Below are 25,292 nucleotides of genomic sequence, written 5' to 3'. Positions count from 1 at the left end.
GATAGAAATAGCGCTTAATCGCTGCATTTGCGCACAAGGGCTTATTTATCCCACTTTACTCAGACCTTGATGACAACTTATCCACAGAGTTATTCTTTTTAAGCTTTTGTTCTAGTCTATCTATAAAGAGAAAGTCATAAAAAAGCCCAACGATTTAGCGTTGGGCTTTGTCTTGTGTCTTGTTTATAGCTGCGCGTTAAATAAAGGCGTAAGCATCGGCAAACATTCGATCGCGTCGAGCTTGTTTGTTTTGAGTAAATTGCTCACGTGCGGCTCCAGCCATCTCAAAGCGACCTGCTATATAGATGTCAAATGCTTCTAAACTTGCAAAGTCGTTGTTAATCGCTTGCAGTACATTGCCAACTTTTCCAGTCCAGCCATCTTGTGCTTGCTCGACCACTGGAACAACCTGCAAATGAGCATGTTGCTTGGCAAGCTCTTGCAACTCATTCAGTGCGTACAGCTGAGCTGCATCACGCGCGCCCCAATACAGGTAGATAGGCTGAGTTTTACCTTGCGAGAGGCAATGATCTAAGATGGAACGCACATAGCTAAAGCCGGTCCCGCCAGCGATTAAGAGTAGAGGTCGCTCACTCTCTTGTAATGCGGCATTGCCATGTGGCACATCCACTTCAACCCATGTCTGATTAAGATGGGCTTGCTGAAATTTTTCCACGACTTGGTGGGCAAAGGCGCTGTGATCCGCCGCACCAATATGCAGTTCGAGCTCGCCATTGCTACGGCAAGGACTACTAGCAAGTGAGAATGGTCGCTTATCTTTTTCGCCCATCACCACCATTAAATATTGCCCGGCTTGGTAAGCCACCGCGTGCTCGGGTTGTAATAGGATTTGGTAAGTATGCGTCGCGAGCGGCTGCACAGACTTAACTTGGCATTGAATTATCATTGAACTTCCTCTGGCTTACTCTTCAAAAGTCAGCACTAAATCAGTAATTGCGCAGGCTTGGCAGGCAAATATCCACCCTGTCGCTTTTTCTTGTTCGGTCAATAACGGTTCGAGTTCATACTCCACCTCACCTTCAACCAACTTACATAAGCAAGCGGCACAGGCGCCAATTCGGCAGCGGTGGGGAAAGGCAATTTGCTGGTTGAGCGCAGCATCAAGCACCGTTTCACCTGAGTGAATTATAAAGTGTCTATCATTAGGCACGATGCGGACGGTATAGGTCATACAATACCTAACTCATCCCATAACGAATCGATTTTCGCGACTAACTTAGGATCTTTTCGGATCGGAGTACCCCATTCACGTTCGACTTCGTCAGGCAGTTTATTGGTTGCATCAAAGCAGATCAAATCTTGGCCAACGATTCGTAAGCTATCACGTGCCGGATCCATGCGTGTGGTCATTGCCCAGATCACATCATTCCAGTCATGGATATTCACGTCATCATCGCACAAGATCACAAACTTAAGCGGCGAGTCACCATTGAGTTTATCGACTACACGCTGTAACAGTTGCTGTGCCTGCCCAGCTTCCTGCTTATTAATAAGTAGAAGAACCAACTTACCATTCGCCGCCTCCGGTAATGCAACATCCAACACATCCGCTTCATCACTCAAGCAGGCTTTTAGCACTTCCAGTGAAAGTTCCGTTGTCTTGTCACTCTGGTCATAGTTAGAAAGCACCAGCTCTGCAGGCCATTTGACGGTGGCATCCAAACCGATTTTTGAGCCTAAACCCACCACTGGTGAAGCAAAATCCAGCGAGTCAATCGGCGTATGCTCAATAAATAGAGTATCGCGCAGAGGCGACATGTGATTGACCATAGCGGCAATCACTTGTGGCCAATCGCGCGCATTCACTTGTTCATCACACACAATCACAAACTTGGTGTACATAAATTGACGTAGGAATGACCACACACCCAGCATCACCCGCTTAGCGTGTCCCGGATACTGTTTCTTAAGTGTCACTATCGCCATGCGATACGAGCAGCCTTCTGGCGGCAGATAAAAATCGGCAATTTCAGGAAACTGCTTTTGCAAGATAGGTACGAAGACTTCGTTAAGCGCCACACCAAGCACGGCGGGTTCATCGGGCGGACGCCCTGTATAGGTGCTGTGATAAATCGGCTTATTACGCATGGTCACATGAGTGACAGTGAACACATGATGGCGCTCAACCTCGTTGTAATAACCCGTGTGGTCACCATAGGGACCTTCATCTGCAAATTCGTTAGGATCGATATAGCCCTCGAGCACGATTTCAGCACTCGCCGGCACTTCCAGATCGTTACTGATCGACTTGACCACTTCAGTACGACTGCCACGCAACAGTCCAGCAAACGCGTATTCAGATAAGGTATCTGGGACGGGCGTTACTGCACCGAGAATGGTCGCCGGATCGGCACCGAACGCCACACTGACAGGAAAAGGCTCTCCGGGATGTTTCTCCATCCAATCCCGCAAGTCTAATGCCCCTCCGCGATGGGCTAACCAACGCATGATGACTTTATTACGGGCGATTTTTTGCTGACGATAGATCCCAAGATTTTGGCGCTTTTTATGTGGGCCACGCGTAATGGTTAGACCCCAAGTTAAAAGTGGTGCAACATCGTCCGGCCAGCAGCTCATCGCAGGGATTTTATCGAGATCAACCTCATCACCCTGCCACACGATTTCTTGGCAAGGAGCACGACGCAAGCGCTTAACTGGCATATTGAGCACTTGTTTAAAAACGGGCAGCTTTTCAATCAGCTCTTTTAAACCACGAGGTGGCTCTGGCTCTTTAAGATAAGCCAACCACTGACCGACATCACGCAGCTCTTGAACCTGCTGTCGCCCCATGCCCATAGCAACGCGTTCTGGCGTACCAAACAAATTGGTTAGCACTGGAAAGTCGTAACCTAGCGGATTTTCAAACAACAACGCTGGGCCTTTAGCACGTAACGTCCGGTCGCTGATCTCGGTCATTTCATAATGCGGATCAATCGGATGGGTAATACGTTTTAGCTCCCCACGTTGCTCTAAATAGTCAAGAAAATCCCGTAAGTCCTTAAAATTCATAGGTCTACTACTCGTTGACAGCGATAGCGGCAGTATAACAAACCTCAAGATTGTTCTGCGCCATTTTCTTACATTTGTTGGTTATGGATTCAGTACCGCTAAAATCGCTTGCTGTTTCACCGCGCGATTCGAGCTGACTAACTCATGCAACCATCCTTGATAACCCGATTGAGCAAGCATACTCGCAACCTGAGAGACATTTTCACTTTGTCCTAGTTTCTCAATTAAGAATTGCTCAACCTCCATCGACATAGGGCGTATTTCAATCAATGCTTGCAGTGCCTCTTGCTTAAGGCTGGGATTTTCGACAGCAAGCATTAGTTGCTGCTTAGCAAAACCATCGGCTTGCGCCCCTAAACGAGCAACCTCTTGCCTAATTTCATCATTAGCCTTCATTAACCAAAGCCTTTGATACAAGGCATGGCTTTGACTACGCTGCGCAAATTGCACCATCACCGTTGCAGAGGGCAGCCAACTCGTCACCTGCTCAGTGGTGATTTGGGCAATCAAACGCTCCATGGCTTGCGGTGATAAACGATGCAACTCTGTGAGTAATAAACGCTGACGAACATCTACTGATTGAGCCGAAGAACCAGAAAGCCACTCACGCAGATTGAGTTCGCCATTTTCTGCTTGTAACACAAACATCACGATATCTTTTTGCTGCTGTGCTTGTTTTAACAGTCGATGGGCGATCGCGGCATAATCAAAAGCGGGGACAGAGAACTCATAACCGTCGCCCCGTTCAGCAATCAAATAATTGGGTGTCTGTGATTTTTGAACAGCAATGAATACGGCAAGCTCCTCCGTCAAGATCAGCTGGCCTTGTTCAAATTTTTGCAATAGAAGAAAACGCACGACTTCTTGTGCGGGATAACTGATACGCTGCAAATTGAACTGTAAGCGATCTACTTCATTGTGCAGTGCGAGCAGATAAAGCTCTTCGGCTTTCTGTTGGGTCTGTGGCTCCGCAAGCCAAAGCTCACGCTCTGTTGCCGTGATATCACCACCAAGCGCGTAAGGCGGCAAACCTAACAAAAAGAGAAGAACGAGGTACAACCATCCTTGTTGCATATACTCCTCCTTGTTCGTTCTACATCAGTGTGGACACCACTGGTCTAGAACGCAAACAAAAACACCACCGCAAGGGTGGTGTTTGAGATAACGTTCAATTACTGTCGACGCATCGCGTCAAAGAACTCATCGTTGGTTTTGGTCATGGCTAACTTATCAATCAGGAATTCCATCGCATCGGTTTCGCCCATTGGGTGAACGATCTTGCGTAGAATCCACATCTTTTGTAGCTCATCGGTCTTAGTCAGTAACTCTTCACGACGCGTACCTGAACGGTTGAAGTCGATAGCTGGGAAAACACGTTTTTCAGCAATCTTACGGTTCAAGTGCAGTTCCATGTTACCTGTACCTTTGAACTCTTCGTAAATCACTTCATCCATCTTAGAACCGGTATCAACCAGCGCAGTAGCGATAATGGTCAAGCTACCGCCTTCTTCTACATTACGTGCAGCCCCAAAGAAACGCTTAGGACGATGCAATGCGTTCGCATCCACACCACCGGTCAGTACTTTACCTGATGCAGGAACCACAGTGTTGTAGGCACGCGCTAGACGAGTAATCGAATCCAGTAGGATCACCACGTCTTTCTTGTGTTCAACCAGACGTTTGGCTTTTTCAATCACCATTTCTGCCACTTGTACGTGGCGCGATGCTGGCTCATCAAAGGTTGAAGCAACCACTTCACCTTTTACTAGGCGCTGCATCTCAGTCACTTCTTCTGGACGCTCGTCAATCAGCAGTACCATCAGCACACACTCAGGGTGATTGCTGGCGATGCTTTGAGCGATGTTTTGTAGCAGCATGGTTTTACCCGCTTTTGGCGGAGCAACGATCAAACCACGTTGACCTTTACCAATCGGTGCTGCCAAATCGAGAACACGCGCCGTGATGTCTTCTGTGGAGCCATTGCCACGTTCCATCACCATACGTTCATTGGCGTGTAGAGGAGTTAAGTTCTCGAAAAGGATTTTGTTGCGGGCGTTGTCTGGACGGTCATCGTTTACAGTGTTCACTTTGAGCAATGCAAAGTAACGTTCACCCTCTTTCGGCGGACGAATTTTCCCGGCAATTGAGTCGCCTGTACGTAGGTTAAAGCGACGAATTTGGCTAGGTGACACATAGATGTCGTCAGGGCCAGCAAGGTATGAACTGTCTGCACTACGTAAGAAACCAAAACCGTCTTGAAGAATTTCCAGAACCCCATCGCCAAAAATGTCTTCACCACTTTTTGCGTGTGCTTTGAGGATTGCGAAAATAATGTCTTGTTTGCGTAGGCGTGCCAGGTTTTCAAGGCCCAGACTTTCGCCAAGCTTAACCAGATCAGACACAGGGGTGTTCTTCAGTTCTGTTAGATTCATTGTGGTGGATACTTAGTTAGTCAAAAAGGATCGTTGTTAAGTTAAGATGGATATGGTCTCAGGATTGACCAAGAAGTGAACAACTGTTTAATTAACGTGCGATAAACTAGCACTAAATATTAGCCTAGTCTAGAAATTGTTTTTTGCCAAAAACAAAACCGTACATATTGCTATGTACGGCTTGGCGGTCTGACTCATTACAGGTTCGCGTCTAGGAACTCTTTCAGCTGAGTCTTTGATAGCGCACCAACTTTAGTCGCTACCACACTGCCATCTTTAAACAGCAGCAGTGTTGGGATGCCGCGGATACCAAACTTAGGTGGTGTTCCCGCGTTATGGTCAATATTCAGTTTACCGATAGTGAGTTTGCCTGCGTATTCGTCAGCCACTTCATCTAGGATCGGGGCAATCATCTTACAAGGACCACACCACTCCGCCCAAAAGTCAACTAGAACCGGGCCTGCAGCTTTGATTACATCGTTCTCGAAACCGTCATCGGTCAGCTGCAAAATTTTGTCACTCATCTTTCACTCCAATGTGATTTTCTGCACTGGTGATAACTCAACCAGTAAATAGATGCTCTATTGGAATGTATTTACTTCCGTATTGCAAGCGTAAGCTGATATTCTATAGCCATGAAAAAGACGCATATCACAGAGCATAAGTTCGCCGACTTTGGTTTACAGCCACAAGTTATTGATGGACTGGAAAAAAAGGGGTTTGTTTACTGTACCCCTATCCAAGCATTGGCGTTGCCGGTACTGCTCTCCGGCCAAGACATCGCAGGCCAGGCCCAAACAGGGACTGGTAAAACGCTCGCGTTTCTTACTGCTACCTTCAACCATTTATTGACCACACCAGCCGCTGAAGGCCGAGCAGAAACTCAGCCACGCGCCATTATTATGGCCCCGACTCGCGAACTGGCAATTCAGATCTTTAATGATGCCGAGCCTTTGTTGGCCTCCACCGGTCTGAAAGCAGCTTTGGCTTATGGTGGCGAAAGCTATGATAAGCAACTCGCAAAATTGCAAAGTGGCGTCGATATTCTGATCGGGACCACCGGCCGCATTATCGATTTCTACAAACAGCGTGTATTCAACCTCAATCACATTCAAGCAGTGGTACTGGATGAAGCAGATCGCATGTTTGATCTCGGCTTTATTAAAGACATTCGTTTCTTGTTCCGCCGTATGCCTGAGCCCAAAGATCGCCTCAACATGCTGTTCTCTGCCACCCTCTCTTACCGCGTGCAAGAGCTGGCTTTTGAACACATGAACAATCCTGAACATGTGGTGGTAGAACCTGAGCAAAAAACCGGTCATCGCATTCAGGAAGAGCTGTTCTACCCATCGAACGAACACAAGATGGCGCTGCTACAGACTCTTATCGAAGAAGAGTGGCCAGATCGCGCAATCATTTTTGCTAACACTAAGCACCGCTGTGAACAGATTTGGGCACATTTGGCGGCCGATAACCACCGTGTTGGCCTACTGACTGGTGATGTACCGCAGAAAAAACGTGAGCGTATTTTAGAGCAGTTCACCCAAGGTGATGTGGACATTCTGGTTGCGACCGACGTTGCGGCGCGCGGCTTGCACATTCCTCAAGTGACCCACGTGTTTAACTACGATTTGCCTGACGATTGTGAAGACTATGTACACCGTATTGGCCGTACGGGTCGTGCGGGCGCAAGTGGCCACTCGATAAGCTTTGCGTGTGAAGAGTACGCGATTAATTTGCCGGCGATCGAAAGCTACATTGAGCATGCGATTCCAACCTCAGACTACGATCCTTCAGCTCTGCTGACGGACTTACCTGCGCCTCTGAGCCTACGTTCGTCGCCACAACAGCGCCGCACCAATACCGCAGGTTCTCGCAATAGCAATAATGGTGGCAATCGCAAACCTCAGCAACGCCGCCCACGCGCACCACGCCCGAAAAAGGAAGCCTGATTTCGCTATGAGCCAAGCCGTTTCTTCACCCTTGTATGCTGCCATTGATTTAGGTTCCAACAGTTTTCACATGTTGGTCGTGCGTCATATCGATGGCAGTGTGCAGACAATGGCAAAAATCAAACGTAAGGTGCGTCTGGCGGCCGGTCTAGATGAACACAACGCCTTGAGCTTAGATGCGATGCAAAGAGGGTGGGATTGTCTCAGCCTTTTTGCCGAGCGACTGCAAGATATTCCCGCAGAGAATATCCGAATTGTAGGGACCGCAACCCTGCGTACCGCAACCAATGCTGGTGAATTTATCGCTAAAGCGAACCAGATTTTAGGCCATCCGATCGACGTTATTTCCGGTGAAGAAGAAGCGGCCACTATCTATAAAGGAGTCGCGCACACTTCGGGAGGTTTAGGGCGTCGCTTGGTAGTGGATATTGGTGGTGCGAGTACCGAGCTGATTATCGGTGAAGGTTTTGAAGCCAAAGCCCTCACCAGCTTGAAAATGGGTTGTGTGACTTGGTTAGAGCGCCATTTCAAAGATCGTCAGCTGACGGCCACCAACTTTAATAACGCCATTTTAGCCGCCAAACAGATGCTGGATCCGATCCTCACTCAATACACCGAGCTTGGCTGGAATGTGTGTGTTGGAGCCAGTGGTACGGTACAGGCGTTGCAAGAGATCATGCTGGCGCAAGGCATGGATGAAGTCATTACGCTGACCAAACTCAAGCGTTTACAAAAGCAAGCCATGCTGGCCGATCATCTCGAAGAGCTGGATATCGAAGGGTTAACGCTGGAACGTGCTCTGGTTTTCCCAAGTGGCCTATCGATTCTGATTGCGATTTTTGAATCACTGAACATCGAAGCGATGACGCTGGCGGGCGGTGCCCTGCGTGAAGGTCTCGTCTATGAGATGGTTCAAGACCTACGCCAAGAAGATATTCGAGCGCGCACCATTCGCTGCGTACAAACCCGTTATCAGCTCGATAGCGCTTATGGTGATCAAGTCGCCACTCTCGCCAGTAAACTGCTCGCGCAATGTGGCGGTGAAGCGTGGATCAATGAACCACAAGCAGAGATGTTGCTGCGTACAGCAGCTAAGTTGCATGAAATTGGTCTCACCATCGATTTCAAAAAAGGGGGGGAGCACAGCGCTTACCTACTCCAACATCTTGATCTGCCCGGTTATACCCGCGCCCAAAAACATTATTTAGGTGAAATCGTACGTCGCTATCGCGAACAGTTAACTTCTTTACCTGAACAATATGCACTGTCAGGCACCAGTGGTAAACGCGTACTGCGTTTGCTGCGCCTTGCTGTCCTCTTAAGCCATCGACGCAGCCCGGCGTTAGAGCCGATGGTAGAATTGAGCGCACAAGAGGACAAGCTGACGCTCACGCTTGACGGTGAATGGCTGGCAAAAAACCCACTGACTCGCACGGAGTTAGAGTTAGAAGCCAACCGTCAAACCGATATTGGCTGGCCTCTGTTGATTGAATGCCACTAAGCACTCATAAGCATTAAGCCCTCATCTGAGGGCTTAATGCTTACTGTACCTTCAATATTCCCAAACGACTTGGAGTTGCAAGTAGGCAGCGTATAGACAGCTGTTTTAAACAGACCATCGGCTCAAGACAGACTATTCAGTAAGGCTCTCAGTTTGAGGGGCTTAATCGGTTTAGCCATAAAGCGAAAACCGCTTGATTCAATCCCATCCAAGATATCGGGATTGCGATCGGCACTGATGATCACGCCAGCGAAACAATCCCCCAAACGCAAGCGGCACTGCTGCAGCACTTCAAGCCCTGTCCGTCCGTTATCCAAGCGGTAATCAGACAAAATCACATCGGGGATCCATTGCCCTTCCAAGGCTTTGAGGCTGCCATGAATATCGGTCGCGGTTTTGACTTCACACCCCCAACGCTCCAGCAAATCACGCATCCCAACCAAAATATCTGGCTCGTTATCGACACACAGCACACGCAGATGTTGCAGCTCTGAACCTTTCTCATTGACCATCGCAACCGTCTGAGTGAGTGACGAAGGCATGGGTTGAGCGCGCTCTAAAGTAATCGAGAAAACACTGCCCTGCCCCGGCCAAGAGCGCATCGAAATGTGATGACCCAGTACATGGGCAATCCCTTTCGAAATCGCCAGCCCAAGCCCTAGACCTTGGTCGGAGCGTACCTGCCCACCGCGGTTAAACTCCTCAAAAATTTCCTGCTGCTTATCTTGCTCAATACCAATCCCGTTATCCCACACATCAATACGTACTTGCCCGGTGGCGACTCGGCGCACCCCGAGAATCACTTTGCCGTTCGGGTTATAACGAAACGCATTAGTCAGGAAATTTTGGATTACTCGACGCAGCAATTTGGGATCTGAATGCACCCAAAGTGATGATGGCACTAGGCTAAATTGCACACCTTGTTTAGCGGCGAGGGCACTGAACTCGGCATTGAGATTCGACAATACATCCATAATCGCAAAACTGTGCGGATGCAGATCGATTTTGCCGGACTCCAAACGCGAAATATCCAGCAAATCGCTGATCAAATCCTCCGCCGCGCCCAAAGCACTTTCAATATGGTGGGCAAGTTTCTGCACCTCCGCCTCTTTAGCCACTTCAGATAAGGATGAGGCAAACAGGCGTGCGGCATTCAATGGCTGCATCAAATCATGGCTGACCGCCGCCAAAAAGCGCGATTTGGATTGCGATTCGCGCTCCGAACGTTGGGTCGCGGTGACTAACTGTTTATTGAGCTTTTCTAGCTCCAAAGTACGCTGCAGTACACGCTCTTCCAGCGTTTCGTTGGCCATTTTCAGGCTTTGTTCCGCTTCTCTAAACACCGTAATGTCAGTAAAGCTCATCACAAACCCACCGCCGGGCATCGGGTTCCCCTGCACCTCAATCACTCGCCCATCCGCCCGCACTCGCGAGGAAGTGTGACTTGTCCCTTGCTCTAAGTGGTAGACCCGTCGCCGTACGTGATCTTCTGGATCGCCCGGCCCACACAAACCTTGCTGCGCGTTATGGCGGATCACATCCGCAATCGGCCGTCCCACTTGAATCAATCCCGGCGGAAACTCAAACAGCTCAAGATAGCGCTGGTTCCATGCCACTAAACGTAACTGTTTATCCACCACGGCAATACCTTGGCCGATGTGTTCAATCGCCCCTTGCAACAAGCCGCGGCTGAAATCGTAAAGCTCGGACGCCTCATCGACTATGGTCGCCACTTCCTCAAGCTGCATTTTACGTCCTTGCAGCGCCGAGGTGAGCACCAACTTAGCGGACGAAGCACCAAATACCCCAGCCAGTACGCGTTCGGTATGGCGGATCAAAGCGGAAGAAGCTTGCTGATTCGGTAGCAAGGTTTCACGCTGCTGACTCCAGTATTGAGCAAAGGCGTTGCGTACCCGAGTCCGCCCCACAAAACGTGAGGCCAACATTTCAAGCTCACCCACAGTCACGCGACTTTGGTAAAGGCTCATGTTTTCGTTTTCAGGCAGCGGTGTACCGACAAACGCCGCAGCTTGCAAACGCTCACTTAAGCTGGCGCGCGTCACCAAAGACACACCGATATAGCACAAGGTATTAAGGGTCACGCTCAGTAGCATGCCCCAATCGGCGCTTTTTAACCCTAGAGCCACCAACCAACCTGGCGGAGTGATCACCCACAGCAAGACGTTATTGCTGGCATCGCCCGCCAGCATATCGGTGGCACTCATCAAGGTGATAAGCCACAGGGTAAAACCGACTGCTAAACCAACATAAACCCCTTTACGATTGCCTTCTCGCCAGTACATACCGCCAAAAATCGCAGGGGCAAACTGGGTAATCGCCGAAAACGATAGAAACCCGATCGCCGATAACGAAGGAATGCTGTCGAGTACCAGATAAAAACCCCATGCACCGAACAGCAAAAGTAGGATTAAGGTGCGGCGGATCACCACCAACAAACCGGAAAAATGGCGATGCGTGCGCTGCGACAAGCGCATCCGGCGCAGCAATAAAGGCATCACCAAATCATTGGATACCATGATCGCAAGGGCAATGGTCGAGACAATCACCATCCCCGAAGCTGCCGATGTTCCGCCCAAGAAAGCCAGCAGTGCTATATCGTGAGCCCCAGCAAACACAGGTAGGCTAATCACAAAAGTATCGGGTGAGGTGTTCGGCAGTAAACCTTGTCCCGTCCAAGCAATCGGCAACACAAACAGGCTCATTAAGAGAAGATAAACGGGAAAGAGCCAGCGCGCGGTGTGCAGATCTTGCGGGCGCTCGTTTTCAACGACCATGGTATGAAACTGGCGCGGCAGACACACAATCGCAATCATGGTCAGCAAGGTATGAATCAATAAGGTCGGCCAGTTTGGGGCTTGGTAGGTACGAGAGGCGATCTCGGAAAGCTCCAACCCATCGGTGCGCCACGCCAGATAGGCGATAAACACCCCAACGCAGAGAAAGGCCACCAATTTGACGATCGATTCAAAAGCGATCGCCATCATCATTCCACGATGATGCTCGGTATTATCAATGTGCCGAGTACCAAACAGCATGGTAAACAGGGCCAGTGCCAACACCACAAACCAAGATACGTGCGATTCTTGATAGCCGTACACTGTCATTAAATCGGGAGCGACAATGTTCAATCCCATCGTGATGCCGCGCAGTTGTAGCGCGATATACGGCAAAATACCCAAGACCGCGATCACCGTCACCGCTACGGCCAAACCCTGTGACTTGCCATAACGGGCGGCAATAAAATCGGCGAGCGAAGTAATGTGCTCACGTTTAGCAATCAAAATCAGCCGCGCTAAAACGCGCCAACCAAACACAAACATCAAGATCGGGGCGATATAGATAGGCAGAAACGACCAAGGATTGACACTCGCCTGCCCGACTGTGCCGTAAAACGTCCACGAGGTACAGTAAACCGCAATCGACAAGCTATAGATCCACGGCCGCCAATTGGCGAGCCAACGAGTTTGCCTGTCACCATACCACGCAATCAAAAACAGCACGCCGAGATACGCGAGCGAAACGGGAATTACCAACCAACCTTGCATCAGACATCCTTGCTGTTGCGAAATGAAAAAAGCCTCTCGATTGAGAGGCTTCTATTAAAACGAGGTTGTTTTTTGAACTCAATCAGCACGACTTAATTCTGTGCTTCAGGCTCCGCTTTCAGTGCATTGCCATCTTGTACCGTTGAAGGCGGAGTATCAACGCGGATCAATAATGCCAATCCGCCCATTGCGGCCATCGCCCAGAATACGGCTGCGCCCCAATGCTCATAGCCCCAACCACTGAGAGTGGTCACCGCCGCAATCACCGCGCCGAGTGGAATCGCGTTATACAGAGCTTGCAGTGCCACCATTTTATTTTGCGGCGCATGCTGGATGTACTGAATCGCCGCGATGTGCGCGATAGCAAACGTGACCCCATGCAGCAGTTGAATCGCCACTAAGGCCAGAATGGTGGTCGTGGAGGCGGTTAAACCCCAACGTGCAATAACCCCCAACGACGCTACGAAGAATAGTGTGCGCAAACTCCAGCCCGCGAACCAGCGCTTACTGAAAGCAAACACCAAGACTTCCGCGACCACACCTAAGCTCCATAAGTAACCGATGATGTCTTCTGAGTGACCCGCTTGTTTCCAATAAATCGAGCCGAAACTGTAATACGCCGCATGACTGCCTTGGATTAAGGCCACCAGCAGCAGAAATTTCACCACAGGCCACTCGGTAAGAAGCGCCTTCAGCTTCGGGCGCACCGCATGAGCCTCGTGCTCGGTGACTGGCATCGGTGTAATTTGGCGCAAACTCAACAGCCAAGAGACGGCGACACCCACCAGCGCCGTGTACAAAATCATCGAGCTGCCCCACTTGGCGACCAAAAATCCGACCACAGTCGAGCCGGCAATAAACGCGATCGACCCCCACAAACGAGTACGCCCGTAGTCGAGCATTTTCAGCTTGGCATAGTAGTTGGCCATAGCATCAGAAATCGGCACCACAGGGCCACAGCATAAGTTAAACAGCACAGTGGCCAACGCCATCAGCCAAAAACTGCCGCCCGTAAAAAAGTGAAAACCGACAAACAGCATTGCCGCGAAACTGAGCCAACGCAGCGCGGGCATCAGTTGCTCAACACGGTGTAAACGCGGCGTCAGCACCAAATTCGCTACACAGCGCGTCGCAAAACCTATCCCAACCAAGACACCTATGTCGGTCGCTGAAACGCCTTGGTCTTCAAACCAGAGTGACCAAAATGGCAAATACACGCCGTAAGCAAAGAAAAAACCGATGAAATATTGCGAAATCCAACCGTAGGGAGTGGGGGTAAACATGATCGTTCCTAATCAAAAGGGGAGGTTTAAAGCGCGCACATTATGCATGTGGATTCGCGTCTAAAAAAGGGAAGATTACGCAACTCATCGTTTCCCGATTGCTTATATCAAGAGATTCACCGTCAAGTTACCGATGCCAATCGGCGGAACATAGCAGCTTAGAAAAGCCTTTGTTGCCTGCATTAGACCAAAGTCGTCTGGAGGGGCATGGGAAATTTGTCACACTTAGTGAACCTGTCCCGATGATGAGTGCCACCTCATGCCTGATAAATTCAATATGCAGTCACCACCGTTTAATCGACTGACGGCTGAGCAGCAACATCAATTGCGCAGTGCTTTGGATGTCGCCTATTTCCGCCAGCGCGACGTGTTGATTGATGCGCAGCACCCTGTGACTCATCTGCATATTCTGATCAAAGGCACGGTGGAGGAACGCAGCCCCGACGGCAAAGAGGTGTTTGCACACTACGCCAATGATGATCTGTTTGATGTGCGCGCCATGTTTGAAGAACTGAGCAAACATCAATATATGGCGCTCGAAGACACCCTCTCCTACTTGCTGCCCAAATCGATTTTTTTGCAGCTGTACGAGCAAAATGGCGAGTTCGCTGCCTATTTCGATAATAACCTCGCCAAACGGCAAGAGCTGATTGAAGCCGCGGCTCAGCAGAAAAACATTGCCGAATTTATTCTGACCAAAGTCGACCGTTCCATTTATCACCCGCCTTTTATTCTGTCGCCGGAGCAGCCGATCCACAGCGTCACACAACAACTCAAAGAACGCGGGATTGATGCGGCTTTAGTCGCACTCCATCCCAGCGACCCAAGATTGGCGCACAACCACGCTCACCCTTATGCGATTGTAACGCGAACCAATATGCTGCATGCAGTGATGCTTGAAGGCCGCCCTTTGGATACCCCCGTCGGCGAGATTGCCACTTTTCCGGTATTGCACGTGGATGAGGGTGACTTCTTGTTCAATGCCATGGTGATGATGACGCGCCAACGTATCAAGCGAGTCATGGTTTGCAATGGTAATCAGGCCGTGGGTTTGCTGTCGCTGATTCAAATACTGAGCGCCTTCTCTACTCACTCTCATGTTTTGACACTGGCGATTGCGCGTGCAGCCTCGATTGATGAACTGGCACTCGCCGCCAACAAACAGCGCGAACTGGTCGAAAGCCTGATGTCACGAGGGGTTCGCACCCGTTTTGTGATGGAACTGATTGCCGCAGTCAATGAGCAAATCATCGAGAAAGCCTTTGAGTTAGTGGTTCCTCCGGCGTTGCACGATCAGTGCTGCCTAGTGGTGCTCGGCTCGGAAGGTCGTGGCGAGCAGATCCTCAAAACCGATCAAGACAACGCGCTCATCATTCAAGATGGTTTGGAATGGCACCAGTGCCAGCCCATCATGGAGACGCTCACCCATACCCTGCTGCAGCTCGGCTATCCCCTGTGTCCCGGTAAAGTGATGGTCAATAACCCGAAATGGGTGCGCAGCCAGAGCGAGTGGAAACGCACTCTGACTGATTGGGTAAAAGCCGCGCGCCCCGAACAAGTGATGGATATTGCCATTTTTGCTGACGCGCATGCGGTGGCAGGAAATCGTGCGCTGCTTGCGCCTGTGAAAGCGCATTTGCAGCACTTGATGGCCGATCAAGAGCTCATCTTGGCGGAATTTACTCGCCCAGCACTCAATTTTTCGGTACCACTGACCCTGTTTGGTAACGTAAAAAGCAGCAAGCAAGGGATTGATATCAAGCAAGGGGGGATTTTCCCTATCGTACACGGCGTGCGCGCCTTAAGTTTGGAGCACGCAATTGATGCCAATAACACCTTTGATCGGATTGAAGCTTTAGTCAAAAAACGGGTTTTAGAACAAGAGACTGGCGATAACTTAAGTGAAGCCTTTAAGCTGTTTTTAAAACTGCGCCTTGCCCAGCAGCTTGGCAATCAGCACAGCACCAACCAACTCGACTTCAAACAACTCGACCGTACTGAACGCGATTTATTGCGCCATAGCCTGCATGTGGTGAAAAAATTTAAGCAGTGGCTCGGTTATCACTATCAAATTCGCGATTGAGGTGGCTGATGAACTGGTTATTACGCCGTTATTGGCACGCGAAACTCAAAGGTTCTCCCTATCAACGGCTATTTGAAACCGCGCGCCATCACGAGTACGTCTCGCTCGACTGTGAAACCACCAGCTTAGATCCTAAACGCGCTGAGTTAGTGACCATCGCCGCAACCAAGATCGTTGATAACCGCATTATCACCAGCCAACCCTTTGAGGTGCGCCTGTGCGCGCCACAATCGCTCGACTCGGGTTCAGTGCGGATTCACCGTATCCGCCACCAAGATCTGCACGATGGTTTGAGCGAAAAAGAGGCACTTATCCAACTGATTGAGTTTATTGGCAATCGTCCCTTGGTCGGCTACCACATTCGTTACGATAAGACGATTTTGGATATCGCCTGTCGTAAACATCTCGGGTTTCCACTCCCCAACCGACTGATTGAGGTGAGCCAGATCTATCACGATAAACTGGAAAAACATCTGCCCAATGCCTATTTCGATCTCAGTTTAGAGGCGATCTGCCGCCATCTGGATCTGCCGCTGCAGGATAAACATGATGCGCTGCAAGATGCGATTGCCGCCGCTTTGGTGTTTGTGCGTTTAACCAAAGGCGATCTACCACAATTTATTGCACCGGGTGTGTAACGCCGAAAGTTGGCGGCGAGATCTCTCCCGCTTTTTTGCCGCTTATTCGCCTTGCACACATATCCCATCAGGCTTTCATCCTAAAGTCTAATTGTAGAAATCCCTGCTCTGACTGAGAGTTATAAACGAAACGAATTTCCTCCTCTCGTGTTTGAAACGCGCCCTTTCAGGAAATTTGCCGAATTCACAAGGAGAACCCGTAATGAGTGAAGCCCATATTTATCCGGTCAAACAGAACATCAAAGCGCATACGCATGCCGATAACGACACCTATCTGGCGATGTATCAACAGTCCATCAAAGATCCGGAAGGCTTTTGGAGCGAACACGGCAAAATCGTCGACTGGATTAAACCTTTCACCAAGGTGAAACACACCTCTTTTGACCCAGGGCACATCGATATCCGCTGGTTTGAAGATGGCACGTTAAACGTTTCTGCCAACTGTATTGATCGCCATTTGGCGACCCGTGGCGACCAAGTCGCGATCATTTGGGAAGGCGACGACCCGACTCAAGACAAAACTCTGACGTATAAGCAACTGCACCAAGAAGTGTGCCGTTTTGCCAATGCGCTGAAAGAGCAAGGCGTACGCAAGGGTGATGTCGTCTGTATCTACATGCCTATGGTGCCAGAAGCGGCGGTTGCTATGCTGGCCTGTACTCGCATCGGCGCGGTACACACTATCGTCTTTGGTGGCTTCTCACCGGAAGCACTGGCTGGACGCATTATTGACTCGAACGCCAAATTAGTGATCACTGCCGACGAAGGTGTTCGCGGCGGTCGCGCCGTCCCCCTAAAGAAAAACGTCGATGAAGCACTGTGCAATCCAGAAGTCAAAAACATCAGTAAAGTGATGGTTCTTAAGCGTACTGGTGGCAATGTCGCTTGGCATGAACACCGTGACATTTGGTGGCATGAAGCAACCGCAAAAGCCTCCGATAATTGTCCACCAGAAGAGATGAAAGCCGAAGATCCGCTGTTTATCCTCTACACCTCTGGCTCAACCGGTAAACCGAAAGGCGTATTGCACACCACTGGCGGTTATTTGGTTTATGCGACCATGACCTTCAAATATGTATTCGACTATCAGCCCAATGAAGTGTTCTGGTGTACCGCTGATGTGGGTTGGATAACGGGTCACTCCTATCTGGTGTATGGCCCATTGGCGAATGGCGCAAAAACCATTCTGTTTGAAGGCGTGCCAAACTACCCCACCACCGCACGCATGAGCGAGGTGGTAGACAAGCATAAGGTCAATATTCTTTACACTGCGCCAACGGCGATCCGTGCGCTGATGGCCAAAGGTGATGAAGCGATTAAAGGCACTAGCCGTGACAGCTTGCGCATTATGGGCTCTGTGGGTGAACCGATTAACCCAGAAGCATGGGAGTGGTACTACCGCACGATCGGTAACGAAAAATCACCGATTGTCGATACTTGGTGGCAAACTGAAACTGGTGGCATCTTGATCACGCCACTGCCGGGGGCAACGGCGTTGAAACCGGGTTCGGCCACACGCCCCTTCTTTGGTGTGCAGCCAGCGTTAGTCGATAACATGGGCGAAATTGTGGAAGGCGCAACTGAAGGTAACTTGGTGCTGCTCGATTCATGGCCGGGTCAAATGCGTACTGTGTATGGCGATCACGACCGCTTTGAACAAACCTACTTCTCCACCTTTAAAGGCATGTACTTTACCGGTGATGGTGCACGTCGCGATGAAGACGGTTACTACTGGATCACAGGCCGTGTCGATGACGTACTCAACGTTTCGGGTCACCGTATGGGAACGGCAGAAATTGAATCCGCACTGGTGGCATTCAATAAGATTGCAGAAGCCGCCGTGGTCGGTGTTCCACACGATATCAAAGGCCAAGCGATTTACGCTTACATCACACTCAATGATGGGGTGTATCCGAGCGCTGAACTGCATAAAGAAGTGAAAGATTGGGTACGCAAAGAGATTGGCGCTATCGCGACACCAGATGTCCTGCACTGGACCGATGCGCTACCGAAAACCCGTTCAGGTAAAATTATGCGCCGTATTTTGCGTAAAATTGCCACCGGCGATACCAGCAACTTGGGGGATACTTCAACGCTGGCCGATCCAAGCGTGGTTGACCGCCTGATTGCCGAAAAAGCCCAACTTAAATAACAAACCCTGTGGCTTGAGGTTGTAGCCTCAAGTCACAAGGGAATACACCTTTGCTTGCGATTTCAAACTCCGGCGCACCTCATGGCCGGAGTTTTTGTTTTCTCTCGTCTATCTTCTGGGAACATGCGCTGAACTTTCCTGTTCAAGCCGATTAGACGATGGCAAATCCCTCTAGCCCCCTATTTTGTTCACTTCCTTACCCACTTCACGCCCGAAACTAGGTGATTAGACCAGTAAATTGCTGCCATTTGTTATGAATTGGCTATAATCGTGGGCAATTTAATAAAATCCGCGAACTTTTGACAAAAACTTTATGTCGAATAAGTAAATTTGTGGGAAACTGCTTATTCACCACACAATAAAGGAAGATGACTACACAATGACTGCAAAATCTCGCATTCTTGTTCTTAACGGACCAAACCTCAATTTATTAGGTTTGCGTGAACCTACCCACTACGGCTCACAAACCTTAGAACAGATCGTAGCAACATTGCGCGATCAAGCGCAAAAAGCAGACATTGAGTTAGAACATCTGCAATCTAACCGCGAATATGAGTTGATTGAAGCCATTCACCAAGCCTTCGGCAAAGTGGATTTCATCATTATCAATCCGGCGGCCTTTACTCATACCAGTGTAGCATTACGCGATGCACTGCTTGGGGTGGCGATTCCTTTTATTGAAGTGCATTTGTCCAACGTTCATGCACGCGAGCCCTTCCGTCATCACTCTTACTTGTCTGATAAAGCACAAGGGGTGATTTGCGGTTTAGGTGCCCAAGGTTACGAATTCGCTTTGTCTGCTGCAATCCGAGCATTGCAGGCCAAGCAATAAAGACACTCTGCGGCCCATTTGGGCTGTCTTATTCACAAGATAAAAGAGAAAGAAACATGGATATCCGCAAAATCAAGAAGCTTATCGAGTTAGTTGAAGAGTCTGGCATCGCAGAACTGGAAATTTCTGAAGGTGAAGAGTCAGTACGCATCAGTCGTTATGGCCAACCAGCTCCAGCACCTCAAGTGCACTACGCAGCCGCTCCAGCGCCAGTGGCTGCACCAGCACCGGTAGCTCAAGCAGCCGCGGTAGCAGAAGCACCAGCAGCCGCGAAAGTGCCAGCAGGCCATAAAGTGCTTTCTCCAATGGTAGGCACTTTCTACCGTTCACCAAGCCCAGATGCGAAAGCGTTTATTGAAGTGGGCCAAAGCGTTTCTGTTGGCGATACCCTATGTATCGTTGAAGCGATGAAAATGATGAACCAGATCGAAGCCGACAAATCTGGCGTTGTGACCGCGATTCTTGTTGAAGATGGTCAGACCGTTGAATTCGACCAACCGCTTGTTGTTATCGAATAATCGAGGCCACCTTTATGTTAGATAAAGTTGTCATCGCGAACCGAGGCGAAATTGCGCTTCGTATTCTTCGCGCTTGTAAAGAATTAGGCATTAAAACGGTTGCCGTGCACTCCACGGCTGACCGCGACTTAAAACACGTACTGCTGGCGGATGAGTCTATCTGTATCGGTCCTGCCAAAAGCATCGACAGTTACCTGAACATTCCACGCATTATCTCTGCGGCGGAAGTGACGGGCGCAGTAGCTATCCACCCGGGTTACGGCTTTTTGTCTGAAAACGCGGACTTTGCTGAGCAAGTGGAGCGCAGCGGCTTCATTTTTGTCGGCCCTCGCGCCGAAACCATCCGCTTGATGGGTGACAAAGTCTCCGCCATCAACGCGATGAAAAAAGCGGGCGTACCTTGTGTACCGGGTTCAGACGGCCCACTGGATAACGACGAAGCGAAAAACAAAGCGCACGCCAAACGCATCGGCTACCCAGTTATTATCAAAGCCTCTGGCGGCGGCGGTGGTCGCGGTATGCGTGTCGTACGTAACGAAGCCGAATTGACCAAATCTATACAGATGACGCGTGCGGAAGCGAAAGCCGCCTTCAACAACGACATGGTGTACATGGAGAAATTCCTAGAAAACCCACGTCACGTTGAAGTGCAAGTGATCGCTGACGGTCAAGGCAATGCGATTCACCTCGCTGAGCGTGACTGTTCAATGCAGCGCCGTCACCAGAAAGTGGTGGAAGAAGCACCCGCACCGGGTATCACTGAAGAAATGCGTAAGTTCATCGGTGAACGTTGTACCCGTGCGTGTATCGAAATCGGCTACCGCGGCGCTGGTACCTTTGAATTCCTGTACGAAAACGGTGAATTCTACTTCATTGAGATGAACACGCGTATTCAGGTTGAGCACCCAGTAACAGAAATGATTACTGGCGTTGACCTGATCAAAGAGCAGCTGCGTATCGCCGCGGGTCAACCGCTGTCTTTCAAACAAGAAGACATCAAAATTCGCGGCCATGCCGTTGAGTGTCGTATTAACGCGGAAGATCCAGAGCGCTTCCTACCTTGCCCAGGCAAGATTGAACGCTTCCATGCACCTGGCGGCATGGGTGTGCGTTGGGAATCACACATTTACTCTGGCTACACCGTACCCGCGCATTACGACTCGATGATCGGCAAACTCATCACTTACGGTGAGAACCGCGATGTGGCGATTGCTCGTATGCGTAACGCACTCAATGAGATGATTGTGGAAGGGATCAAAACCAATATCCCACTACAACAAGCTATCATGGCAGATGAGAACTTCCAGAAAGGCGGTACCAACATCCACTATCTGGAGAAAAAACTCGGCATCAAGTAAGCCGCCGTTTTTACTCTCATCGCGCATAACCCAATCAATCATACCCAAACTACTTGGATTGGCTGATTGCACTAGGAATACGATAAAGCCCACTCCGGTGGGCTTTTTGTTTTGCTTTTTGTTTTAAATCCGCCCACTTTCTGGCCTGAACATCAGTAGCAAATCTGCTACACTCTGCGCCAATCTAAACCCGATGAGATCTTAAGCCATGCCTTGGATTCAAATTAAACTCAATGCGACCAACGACAATGCAGAAGCAATTGGCGATATGCTGATGGAAGAAACTGGCGCTGTGTCAGTCACTTTCCTCGATGCCAAAGATACCCCTGTATTTGAACCTCTACCGGGCGAAACCCGCCTATGGGGCGATACCGATGTGGTCGCACTGTACGAAGCGGATATGGATACCTCGCTGATCCTTCAGCAAATCAAAGCCAGCAACATGCTCGCGGAAGGTTTTGCTCACAAAGTGGAGCAAGTGGAAGACAAGGACTGGGAACGCGAATGGATGGATAACTTCCACCCAATGCAATTTGGCCGTCGCCTCTGGATCTGCCCAAGCTGGCGTGAAGTGCCAGACCCACAAGCGGTGAACGTGATGCTCGACCCAGGCTTAGCTTTTGGTACTGGTACTCACCCTACGACCGCACTGTGCCTAGAGTGGCTGGATAACCTCGACCTAAGCGGTAAAACCGTGATCGATTTTGGTTGTGGCTCGGGCATTCTGGCGATTGCCGCCATCAAACTTGGTGCCGCGAAAGTGATCGGGATTGATATCGATCCACAAGCACTACTGGCGTCCAAAGACAACGCTGCGCGTAACGGCGTGGAAGATCAAATCGAAGTTTACCTGCCAAAAGATCAACCCGAAGGTTTGGTGGCCGATGTGGTGGTCGCGAACATTCTGGCCGGCCCACTGCGTGAACTTTCTCCGATCATCAAAGGACTCCTGAAGCCCGGCGGCCAACTGGCCATGTCTGGCATTCTGGATACGCAAGCCGAAAGCGTGGCGGAATTTTACCGTGACGATCTGGAGCTTGACCCCATCGCAGAAAAGAGCGAATGGTGTCGCATTTCTGGCCGCAAGCTAGGCTAGATAAGACTTTGCGGCCTAATTGACTGATAAATCGACTATTTGGCAAAACAATTTGCCAATGCTCAAATATTAGTCTTTTCAGGCATCAAAAAAATGCGTAAAATGCGCGCCCTTGCTGGTACGAAGCTGTGAAGACGTTTTGAAAATCGGAAACTATCAACTTAAGAACAATCTGATCGTCGCCCCAATGGCGGGTGTCACCGACAGACCCTTTCGAGAGTTGTGTTTACGCTACGGGGCAGGAATGGCGGTCAGTGAAATGATGTCGTGCAATCCTGCGTTGTGGAAAACGGCCAAATCGCAAAACCGCATGGTACATGAAGGCGAATCGGGCATTCGCTCAGTACAAATTGCGGGCAGCGATCCACAGCTGATGGCCGAAGCCGCGCAGTTCAGCGTTGAAAACGGTGCGCAAATCATCGATATCAACATGGGCTGCCCAGCCAAAAAAGTAAATAAAAAGCTCGCGGGCTCTGCACTGCTGCGCTATCCGGATGTGATTGAAGACATCTTGAAAGCGGTAGTGAATGCAGTGAATGTGCCAGTCACACTCAAAACCCGAACGGGTTGGGATACAGACAATAAAAACTGTCTCTCGATTGCTCAATTAGCCGAAGACTGCGGCATACAAGCACTGGCTCTCCATGGACGAACTCGTGCCTGCATGTACAAAGGTGAGGCGGAATACGACAGCATTAAAGCGGTCAAAGCGGCTGTGAGCATTCCGGTTATCGCTAACGGTGATATCGATAGCCCGGAGAAAGCACGCTACGTACTGGAGTACACTGGTGCAGACGCTTTAATGATTGGCCGTCCTGCCCAAGGACGACCATGGATTTTTCAGGAAATCCAACACTTTTTGGAACACGGCACCACAATGCCAGAACTTCCAATTTCGGAAGTGAAAGACATCATGCTTGGTCATGTAACCGCACTCCATCAGTTTTATGGAGAGTACTTAGGCCCACGGATTGCGCGCAAACACGTGAGTTGGTACCTGCAAGAGCATGAACAAGCGAGTGCGTTTCGCCGTACCTTCAACGCCATTGAGACTGCTGACCAGCAACTCGATGCGCTCGAAGGGTATTTTGATAACGTTGCATCATAATTAAGAGAAGAGCTAGACCGAATATGTTCGAACAAAATCTGACTTCAGAAGCTTTAACCGTTACTACCGTAACTTCACAAGACCAAATCACGCAAAAGCCACTGCGTGACTCTGTTAAAGCGTCTCTTAAAAACTACTTGGCTCAACTGAATGGCCAAGAAGTGACTGAACTGTATGAATTAGTTCTAGCTGAAGTTGAACAACCACTTCTGGACACCATCATGCAATACACTCGCGGTAACCAAACTCGCGCAGCAACTATGATGGGTATCAACCGCGGCACTCTTCGTAAGAAACTGAAAAAATACGGCATGAACTAATCTTCATCGACGTTTTTAAGCCCTGACCTTGTCAGGGCTTTTTTATTACCTTTTATTCACCACACACAATGGTTGTACCCATACCGTCACTTCTTCATAATGTTACTCATAACATTTTATAAAAGACTCAATAACCTATGACAAAAAAACAGCGCGCGACATTGCAAGATGTGGCGGATCAAGTTGGCGTAACAAAAATGACTGTGTCGCGTTATCTGAGAAGCCCGGATTCCGTGGCTGCGGCCACGCGGGAGAAGATAGCGCTCGCCGTTGAGGCTTTGGGATACATTGAAAATCGCGCCCCTGCGATGCTTTCTAAATCATCCAGTAAAGCGATTGGTATTTTGCTTCCTTCCTTGTCGAACCAAATTTTTGCCTCTTTTGTGCAAGGGATTGAAGCGGTGACCAAAGCCAATGGCTATGAAACCCTACTCGCCCACTTTGGTTACGATGAGGAGGAAGAAGAACGCAAAATTGCTTCGCTGCTCGCCTATCAAGTCGATGGTCTTATTCTCACCGAAAGTCATCACACTCAGCGCACTTTGCAGATGATTGCCAGCTCTGGCGTGCCCGTGGTCGAAACCATGGAGCTGCCTGCTAACCCGATTGATATGGCCGTGGGTATGGATCACGTTGAAGCCTCATATCAAGCGGTGAAAAAAATTATCGCGGCGGGTAAACGTTCGATTGCCTATTTCGGCGCACGGCTTGATACCCGCACCAAACTGCGTATGCAGGGCTATGACCAAGCGATGCAAGAAGCCGGGCTGCCTATCAAGCACGTGCTGACTGGCTCACACTCCAGTTTCTCTCTCGCCGCTCAGTTGCTTGATGAAGCCTTCGCGCGTTACCCCGATCTGGATGGTGTGTTCTGCACCAATGATGACATCGCGATTGGTACTCTACTGGTGGCGCAGCAGCGTGGGATTCGGGTGCCCGAACAGCTTTCCGTGATTGGCTATAACGCGCTGGACATCGGCCGCACCATCACGCCAAAGCTGACTAGCGTTGATTCGCCACGGTATGCGATTGGTGAAAAAAGCGCTGAGCTACTGATTGCCGCACTCAAAGGTGAACGTGCCGAGCAGCAAGTCGTCGATATGGGCTATCGATTTACTGCCGGTGAGAGTGTGTAACGCTCGCTTGATGCGATGAACCCAAAGTTGGAAGACGCACTGCGCCCAAATCCCAGAGGGGTTTGAAGTCCCCAAAGCTTCATCGGCTAGGCCGATATTGAAGCCCCCTCGCTATACCCAAACTACTTGGAGTTGCAGGTAGGCGGCAAGTGAGTTAATCCCCATGAGCATAGATAAACTATGTGATTGGGGAGAACGAATGTAACCAACACTGCTGCAACTTCAAATAGGAAACGCCTATCCAAAAACATCATCTTTATTCTCACGTCGTGATATTTATTCCAGAC

The 25,292-nt window shown here is 49.8% G+C and carries 20 protein-coding genes; 12 read left to right on the top strand and 8 right to left on the bottom strand.

Annotated elements, in window-relative coordinates:
- Positions 1 to 196: 196 nt before the first annotated feature.
- The 6 genes from fre to trxA form a co-directional block, all read right to left on the bottom strand.
- Entirely contained in the window at positions 197 to 907 is a 711-nt protein-coding gene (gene fre / locus GOU96_RS08050; RefSeq protein WP_000586598.1) for an NAD(P)H-flavin reductase, read from the bottom strand.
- A 15-nt stretch (positions 908 to 922) separates the two neighbouring features.
- Complete coding sequence (locus GOU96_RS08045) at positions 923 to 1,192, bottom strand: 2Fe-2S iron-sulfur cluster-binding protein (RefSeq protein WP_000222787.1); 270 nt, start codon at positions 1,190 to 1,192, stop codon at positions 923 to 925.
- A complete protein-coding gene (ubiD, locus tag GOU96_RS08040; RefSeq protein WP_267782001.1) occupies positions 1,189 to 3,030 on the bottom strand; it encodes a 4-hydroxy-3-polyprenylbenzoate decarboxylase in 1,842 nt (613 codons plus the stop codon). The genes GOU96_RS08045 and ubiD overlap by 4 nt, the downstream gene beginning before the upstream one ends.
- Before the next feature lie 81 nt (positions 3,031 to 3,111).
- The gene (locus GOU96_RS08035) at positions 3,112 to 4,104 is read right to left on the bottom strand and encodes a hypothetical protein (protein WP_057555962.1); all 993 of its coding nucleotides are present in this window, start codon (positions 4,102 to 4,104) and stop codon (positions 3,112 to 3,114) included.
- Positions 4,105 to 4,202: 98 nt separating this feature from the next.
- Positions 4,203 to 5,462: a transcription termination factor Rho gene (gene rho, locus GOU96_RS08030; protein WP_001054524.1), complete on the bottom strand. Its 1,260-nt coding sequence runs from the start codon at positions 5,460 to 5,462 to the stop codon at positions 4,203 to 4,205.
- A 197-nt stretch (positions 5,463 to 5,659) separates the two neighbouring features.
- Positions 5,660 to 5,986 carry a thioredoxin TrxA gene (gene trxA / locus GOU96_RS08025; protein WP_001280783.1) on the bottom strand — a complete coding sequence of 109 codons (327 nt, stop codon included), beginning with the start codon at positions 5,984 to 5,986 and terminating at the stop codon, positions 5,660 to 5,662.
- A gap of 111 nt (positions 5,987 to 6,097) precedes the next feature.
- On the opposite strand from trxA, the gene rhlB reads away from it, so the two are divergent.
- Both rhlB and gppA read left to right on the top strand, forming a co-directional pair.
- Positions 6,098 to 7,414, top strand: a complete 1,317-nt coding sequence (gene rhlB / locus GOU96_RS08020) for an ATP-dependent RNA helicase RhlB (protein ID WP_000750771.1) — start codon at positions 6,098 to 6,100, stop codon at positions 7,412 to 7,414.
- A gap of 7 nt (positions 7,415 to 7,421) precedes the next feature.
- A complete protein-coding gene (gene gppA / locus GOU96_RS08015; RefSeq protein WP_175230884.1) occupies positions 7,422 to 8,915 on the top strand; it encodes a guanosine-5'-triphosphate,3'-diphosphate diphosphatase in 1,494 nt (497 codons plus the stop codon).
- 122 nt (positions 8,916 to 9,037) lie between these two features.
- On the opposite strand, the gene GOU96_RS08010 is transcribed toward gppA, so the two are convergent.
- Both GOU96_RS08010 and GOU96_RS08005 read right to left on the bottom strand, forming a co-directional pair.
- Positions 9,038 to 12,481: a hybrid sensor histidine kinase/response regulator gene (locus tag GOU96_RS08010; RefSeq protein WP_175230887.1), complete on the bottom strand. Its 3,444-nt coding sequence runs from the start codon at positions 12,479 to 12,481 to the stop codon at positions 9,038 to 9,040.
- 92 nt (positions 12,482 to 12,573) lie between these two features.
- Complete coding sequence (locus GOU96_RS08005; RefSeq protein WP_000494989.1) at positions 12,574 to 13,764, bottom strand: 3-phenylpropionate MFS transporter; 1,191 nt, start codon at positions 13,762 to 13,764, stop codon at positions 12,574 to 12,576.
- Positions 13,765 to 14,023: 259 nt separating this feature from the next.
- Here GOU96_RS08005 and GOU96_RS08000 point away from each other — a divergent pair, with 259 nt between their 5' ends.
- From GOU96_RS08000 to GOU96_RS07955, 10 genes are all read left to right on the top strand, one after another.
- Positions 14,024 to 15,847, top strand: coding sequence for a cyclic nucleotide-binding/CBS domain-containing protein (locus GOU96_RS08000; protein WP_057555971.1), 1,824 nt, complete (start codon positions 14,024 to 14,026; stop codon positions 15,845 to 15,847).
- 8 nt (positions 15,848 to 15,855) lie between these two features.
- Entirely contained in the window at positions 15,856 to 16,485 is a 630-nt protein-coding gene (locus GOU96_RS07995) for a 3'-5' exonuclease (RefSeq protein WP_001104318.1), read from the top strand.
- A gap of 202 nt (positions 16,486 to 16,687) precedes the next feature.
- On the top strand, positions 16,688 to 18,637 hold the full coding sequence (acs, locus tag GOU96_RS07990; RefSeq protein WP_001287249.1) for an acetate--CoA ligase: 1,950 nt from the start codon (positions 16,688 to 16,690) through the stop codon (positions 18,635 to 18,637).
- Between the two features lie 379 nt (positions 18,638 to 19,016).
- Positions 19,017 to 19,469, top strand: coding sequence for a type II 3-dehydroquinate dehydratase (aroQ, locus tag GOU96_RS07985; RefSeq protein ID WP_000125574.1), 453 nt, complete (start codon positions 19,017 to 19,019; stop codon positions 19,467 to 19,469).
- Positions 19,470 to 19,525: 56 nt separating this feature from the next.
- The gene (gene accB, locus GOU96_RS07980; protein ID WP_000354613.1) at positions 19,526 to 19,987 is read left to right on the top strand and encodes an acetyl-CoA carboxylase biotin carboxyl carrier protein; all 462 of its coding nucleotides are present in this window, start codon (positions 19,526 to 19,528) and stop codon (positions 19,985 to 19,987) included.
- A 14-nt stretch (positions 19,988 to 20,001) separates the two neighbouring features.
- The gene (gene accC, locus GOU96_RS07975) at positions 20,002 to 21,345 is read left to right on the top strand and encodes an acetyl-CoA carboxylase biotin carboxylase subunit (protein ID WP_000884888.1); all 1,344 of its coding nucleotides are present in this window, start codon (positions 20,002 to 20,004) and stop codon (positions 21,343 to 21,345) included.
- A gap of 208 nt (positions 21,346 to 21,553) precedes the next feature.
- The gene (prmA, locus tag GOU96_RS07970) at positions 21,554 to 22,441 is read left to right on the top strand and encodes a 50S ribosomal protein L11 methyltransferase (protein WP_001145803.1); all 888 of its coding nucleotides are present in this window, start codon (positions 21,554 to 21,556) and stop codon (positions 22,439 to 22,441) included.
- A gap of 139 nt (positions 22,442 to 22,580) precedes the next feature.
- A complete protein-coding gene (gene dusB / locus GOU96_RS07965) occupies positions 22,581 to 23,549 on the top strand; it encodes a tRNA dihydrouridine synthase DusB (protein WP_001905559.1) in 969 nt (322 codons plus the stop codon).
- 23 nt (positions 23,550 to 23,572) lie between these two features.
- Positions 23,573 to 23,869: a DNA-binding transcriptional regulator Fis gene (fis, locus tag GOU96_RS07960; RefSeq protein ID WP_000462885.1), complete on the top strand. Its 297-nt coding sequence runs from the start codon at positions 23,573 to 23,575 to the stop codon at positions 23,867 to 23,869.
- A gap of 137 nt (positions 23,870 to 24,006) precedes the next feature.
- A complete protein-coding gene (locus GOU96_RS07955; RefSeq protein ID WP_000163081.1) occupies positions 24,007 to 25,005 on the top strand; it encodes a LacI family DNA-binding transcriptional regulator in 999 nt (332 codons plus the stop codon).
- Positions 25,006 to 25,292 lie beyond the last annotated feature (287 nt).

The organism is Vibrio sp. R-1 (genome assembly GCF_035615595.1).
Lineage (GTDB): Bacteria > Pseudomonadota > Gammaproteobacteria > Enterobacterales > Vibrionaceae > Vibrio > Vibrio cholerae.
The sequence above is the reverse complement of the archived record's forward strand: the minus strand, read 5'-3'. Positions and strand labels throughout refer to the sequence as shown.

What these genes read in the sequence shown, in the direction of transcription:
- fre (WP_000586598.1), bottom strand. Translation starts at nt 907, where the DNA reads ATGATAATTCAATGCCAAGTTAAGTCTGTGCAGCCGCTCGCGACGCAT.
- GOU96_RS08045 (WP_000222787.1), bottom strand. Translation starts at nt 1,192, where the DNA reads ATGACCTATACCGTCCGCATCGTGCCTAATGATAGACACTTTATAATT.
- ubiD (WP_267782001.1), bottom strand. Translation starts at nt 3,030, where the DNA reads ATGAATTTTAAGGACTTACGGGATTTTCTTGACTATTTAGAGCAACGT.
- GOU96_RS08035 (WP_057555962.1), bottom strand. Translation starts at nt 4,104, where the DNA reads ATGCAACAAGGATGGTTGTACCTCGTTCTTCTCTTTTTGTTAGGTTTG.
- rho (WP_001054524.1), bottom strand. Translation starts at nt 5,462, where the DNA reads ATGAATCTAACAGAACTGAAGAACACCCCTGTGTCTGATCTGGTTAAG.
- trxA (WP_001280783.1), bottom strand. Translation starts at nt 5,986, where the DNA reads ATGAGTGACAAAATTTTGCAGCTGACCGATGACGGTTTCGAGAACGAT.
- rhlB (WP_000750771.1), top strand. Translation starts at nt 6,098, where the DNA reads ATGAAAAAGACGCATATCACAGAGCATAAGTTCGCCGACTTTGGTTTA.
- gppA (WP_175230884.1), top strand. Translation starts at nt 7,422, where the DNA reads ATGAGCCAAGCCGTTTCTTCACCCTTGTATGCTGCCATTGATTTAGGT.
- GOU96_RS08010 (WP_175230887.1), bottom strand. Translation starts at nt 12,481, where the DNA reads ATGCAAGGTTGGTTGGTAATTCCCGTTTCGCTCGCGTATCTCGGCGTG.
- GOU96_RS08005 (WP_000494989.1), bottom strand. Translation starts at nt 13,764, where the DNA reads ATGTTTACCCCCACTCCCTACGGTTGGATTTCGCAATATTTCATCGGT.
- GOU96_RS08000 (WP_057555971.1), top strand. Translation starts at nt 14,024, where the DNA reads ATGCCTGATAAATTCAATATGCAGTCACCACCGTTTAATCGACTGACG.
- GOU96_RS07995 (WP_001104318.1), top strand. Translation starts at nt 15,856, where the DNA reads ATGAACTGGTTATTACGCCGTTATTGGCACGCGAAACTCAAAGGTTCT.
- acs (WP_001287249.1), top strand. Translation starts at nt 16,688, where the DNA reads ATGAGTGAAGCCCATATTTATCCGGTCAAACAGAACATCAAAGCGCAT.
- aroQ (WP_000125574.1), top strand. Translation starts at nt 19,017, where the DNA reads ATGACTGCAAAATCTCGCATTCTTGTTCTTAACGGACCAAACCTCAAT.
- accB (WP_000354613.1), top strand. Translation starts at nt 19,526, where the DNA reads ATGGATATCCGCAAAATCAAGAAGCTTATCGAGTTAGTTGAAGAGTCT.
- accC (WP_000884888.1), top strand. Translation starts at nt 20,002, where the DNA reads ATGTTAGATAAAGTTGTCATCGCGAACCGAGGCGAAATTGCGCTTCGT.
- prmA (WP_001145803.1), top strand. Translation starts at nt 21,554, where the DNA reads ATGCCTTGGATTCAAATTAAACTCAATGCGACCAACGACAATGCAGAA.
- fis (WP_000462885.1), top strand. Translation starts at nt 23,573, where the DNA reads ATGTTCGAACAAAATCTGACTTCAGAAGCTTTAACCGTTACTACCGTA.
- GOU96_RS07955 (WP_000163081.1), top strand. Translation starts at nt 24,007, where the DNA reads ATGACAAAAAAACAGCGCGCGACATTGCAAGATGTGGCGGATCAAGTT.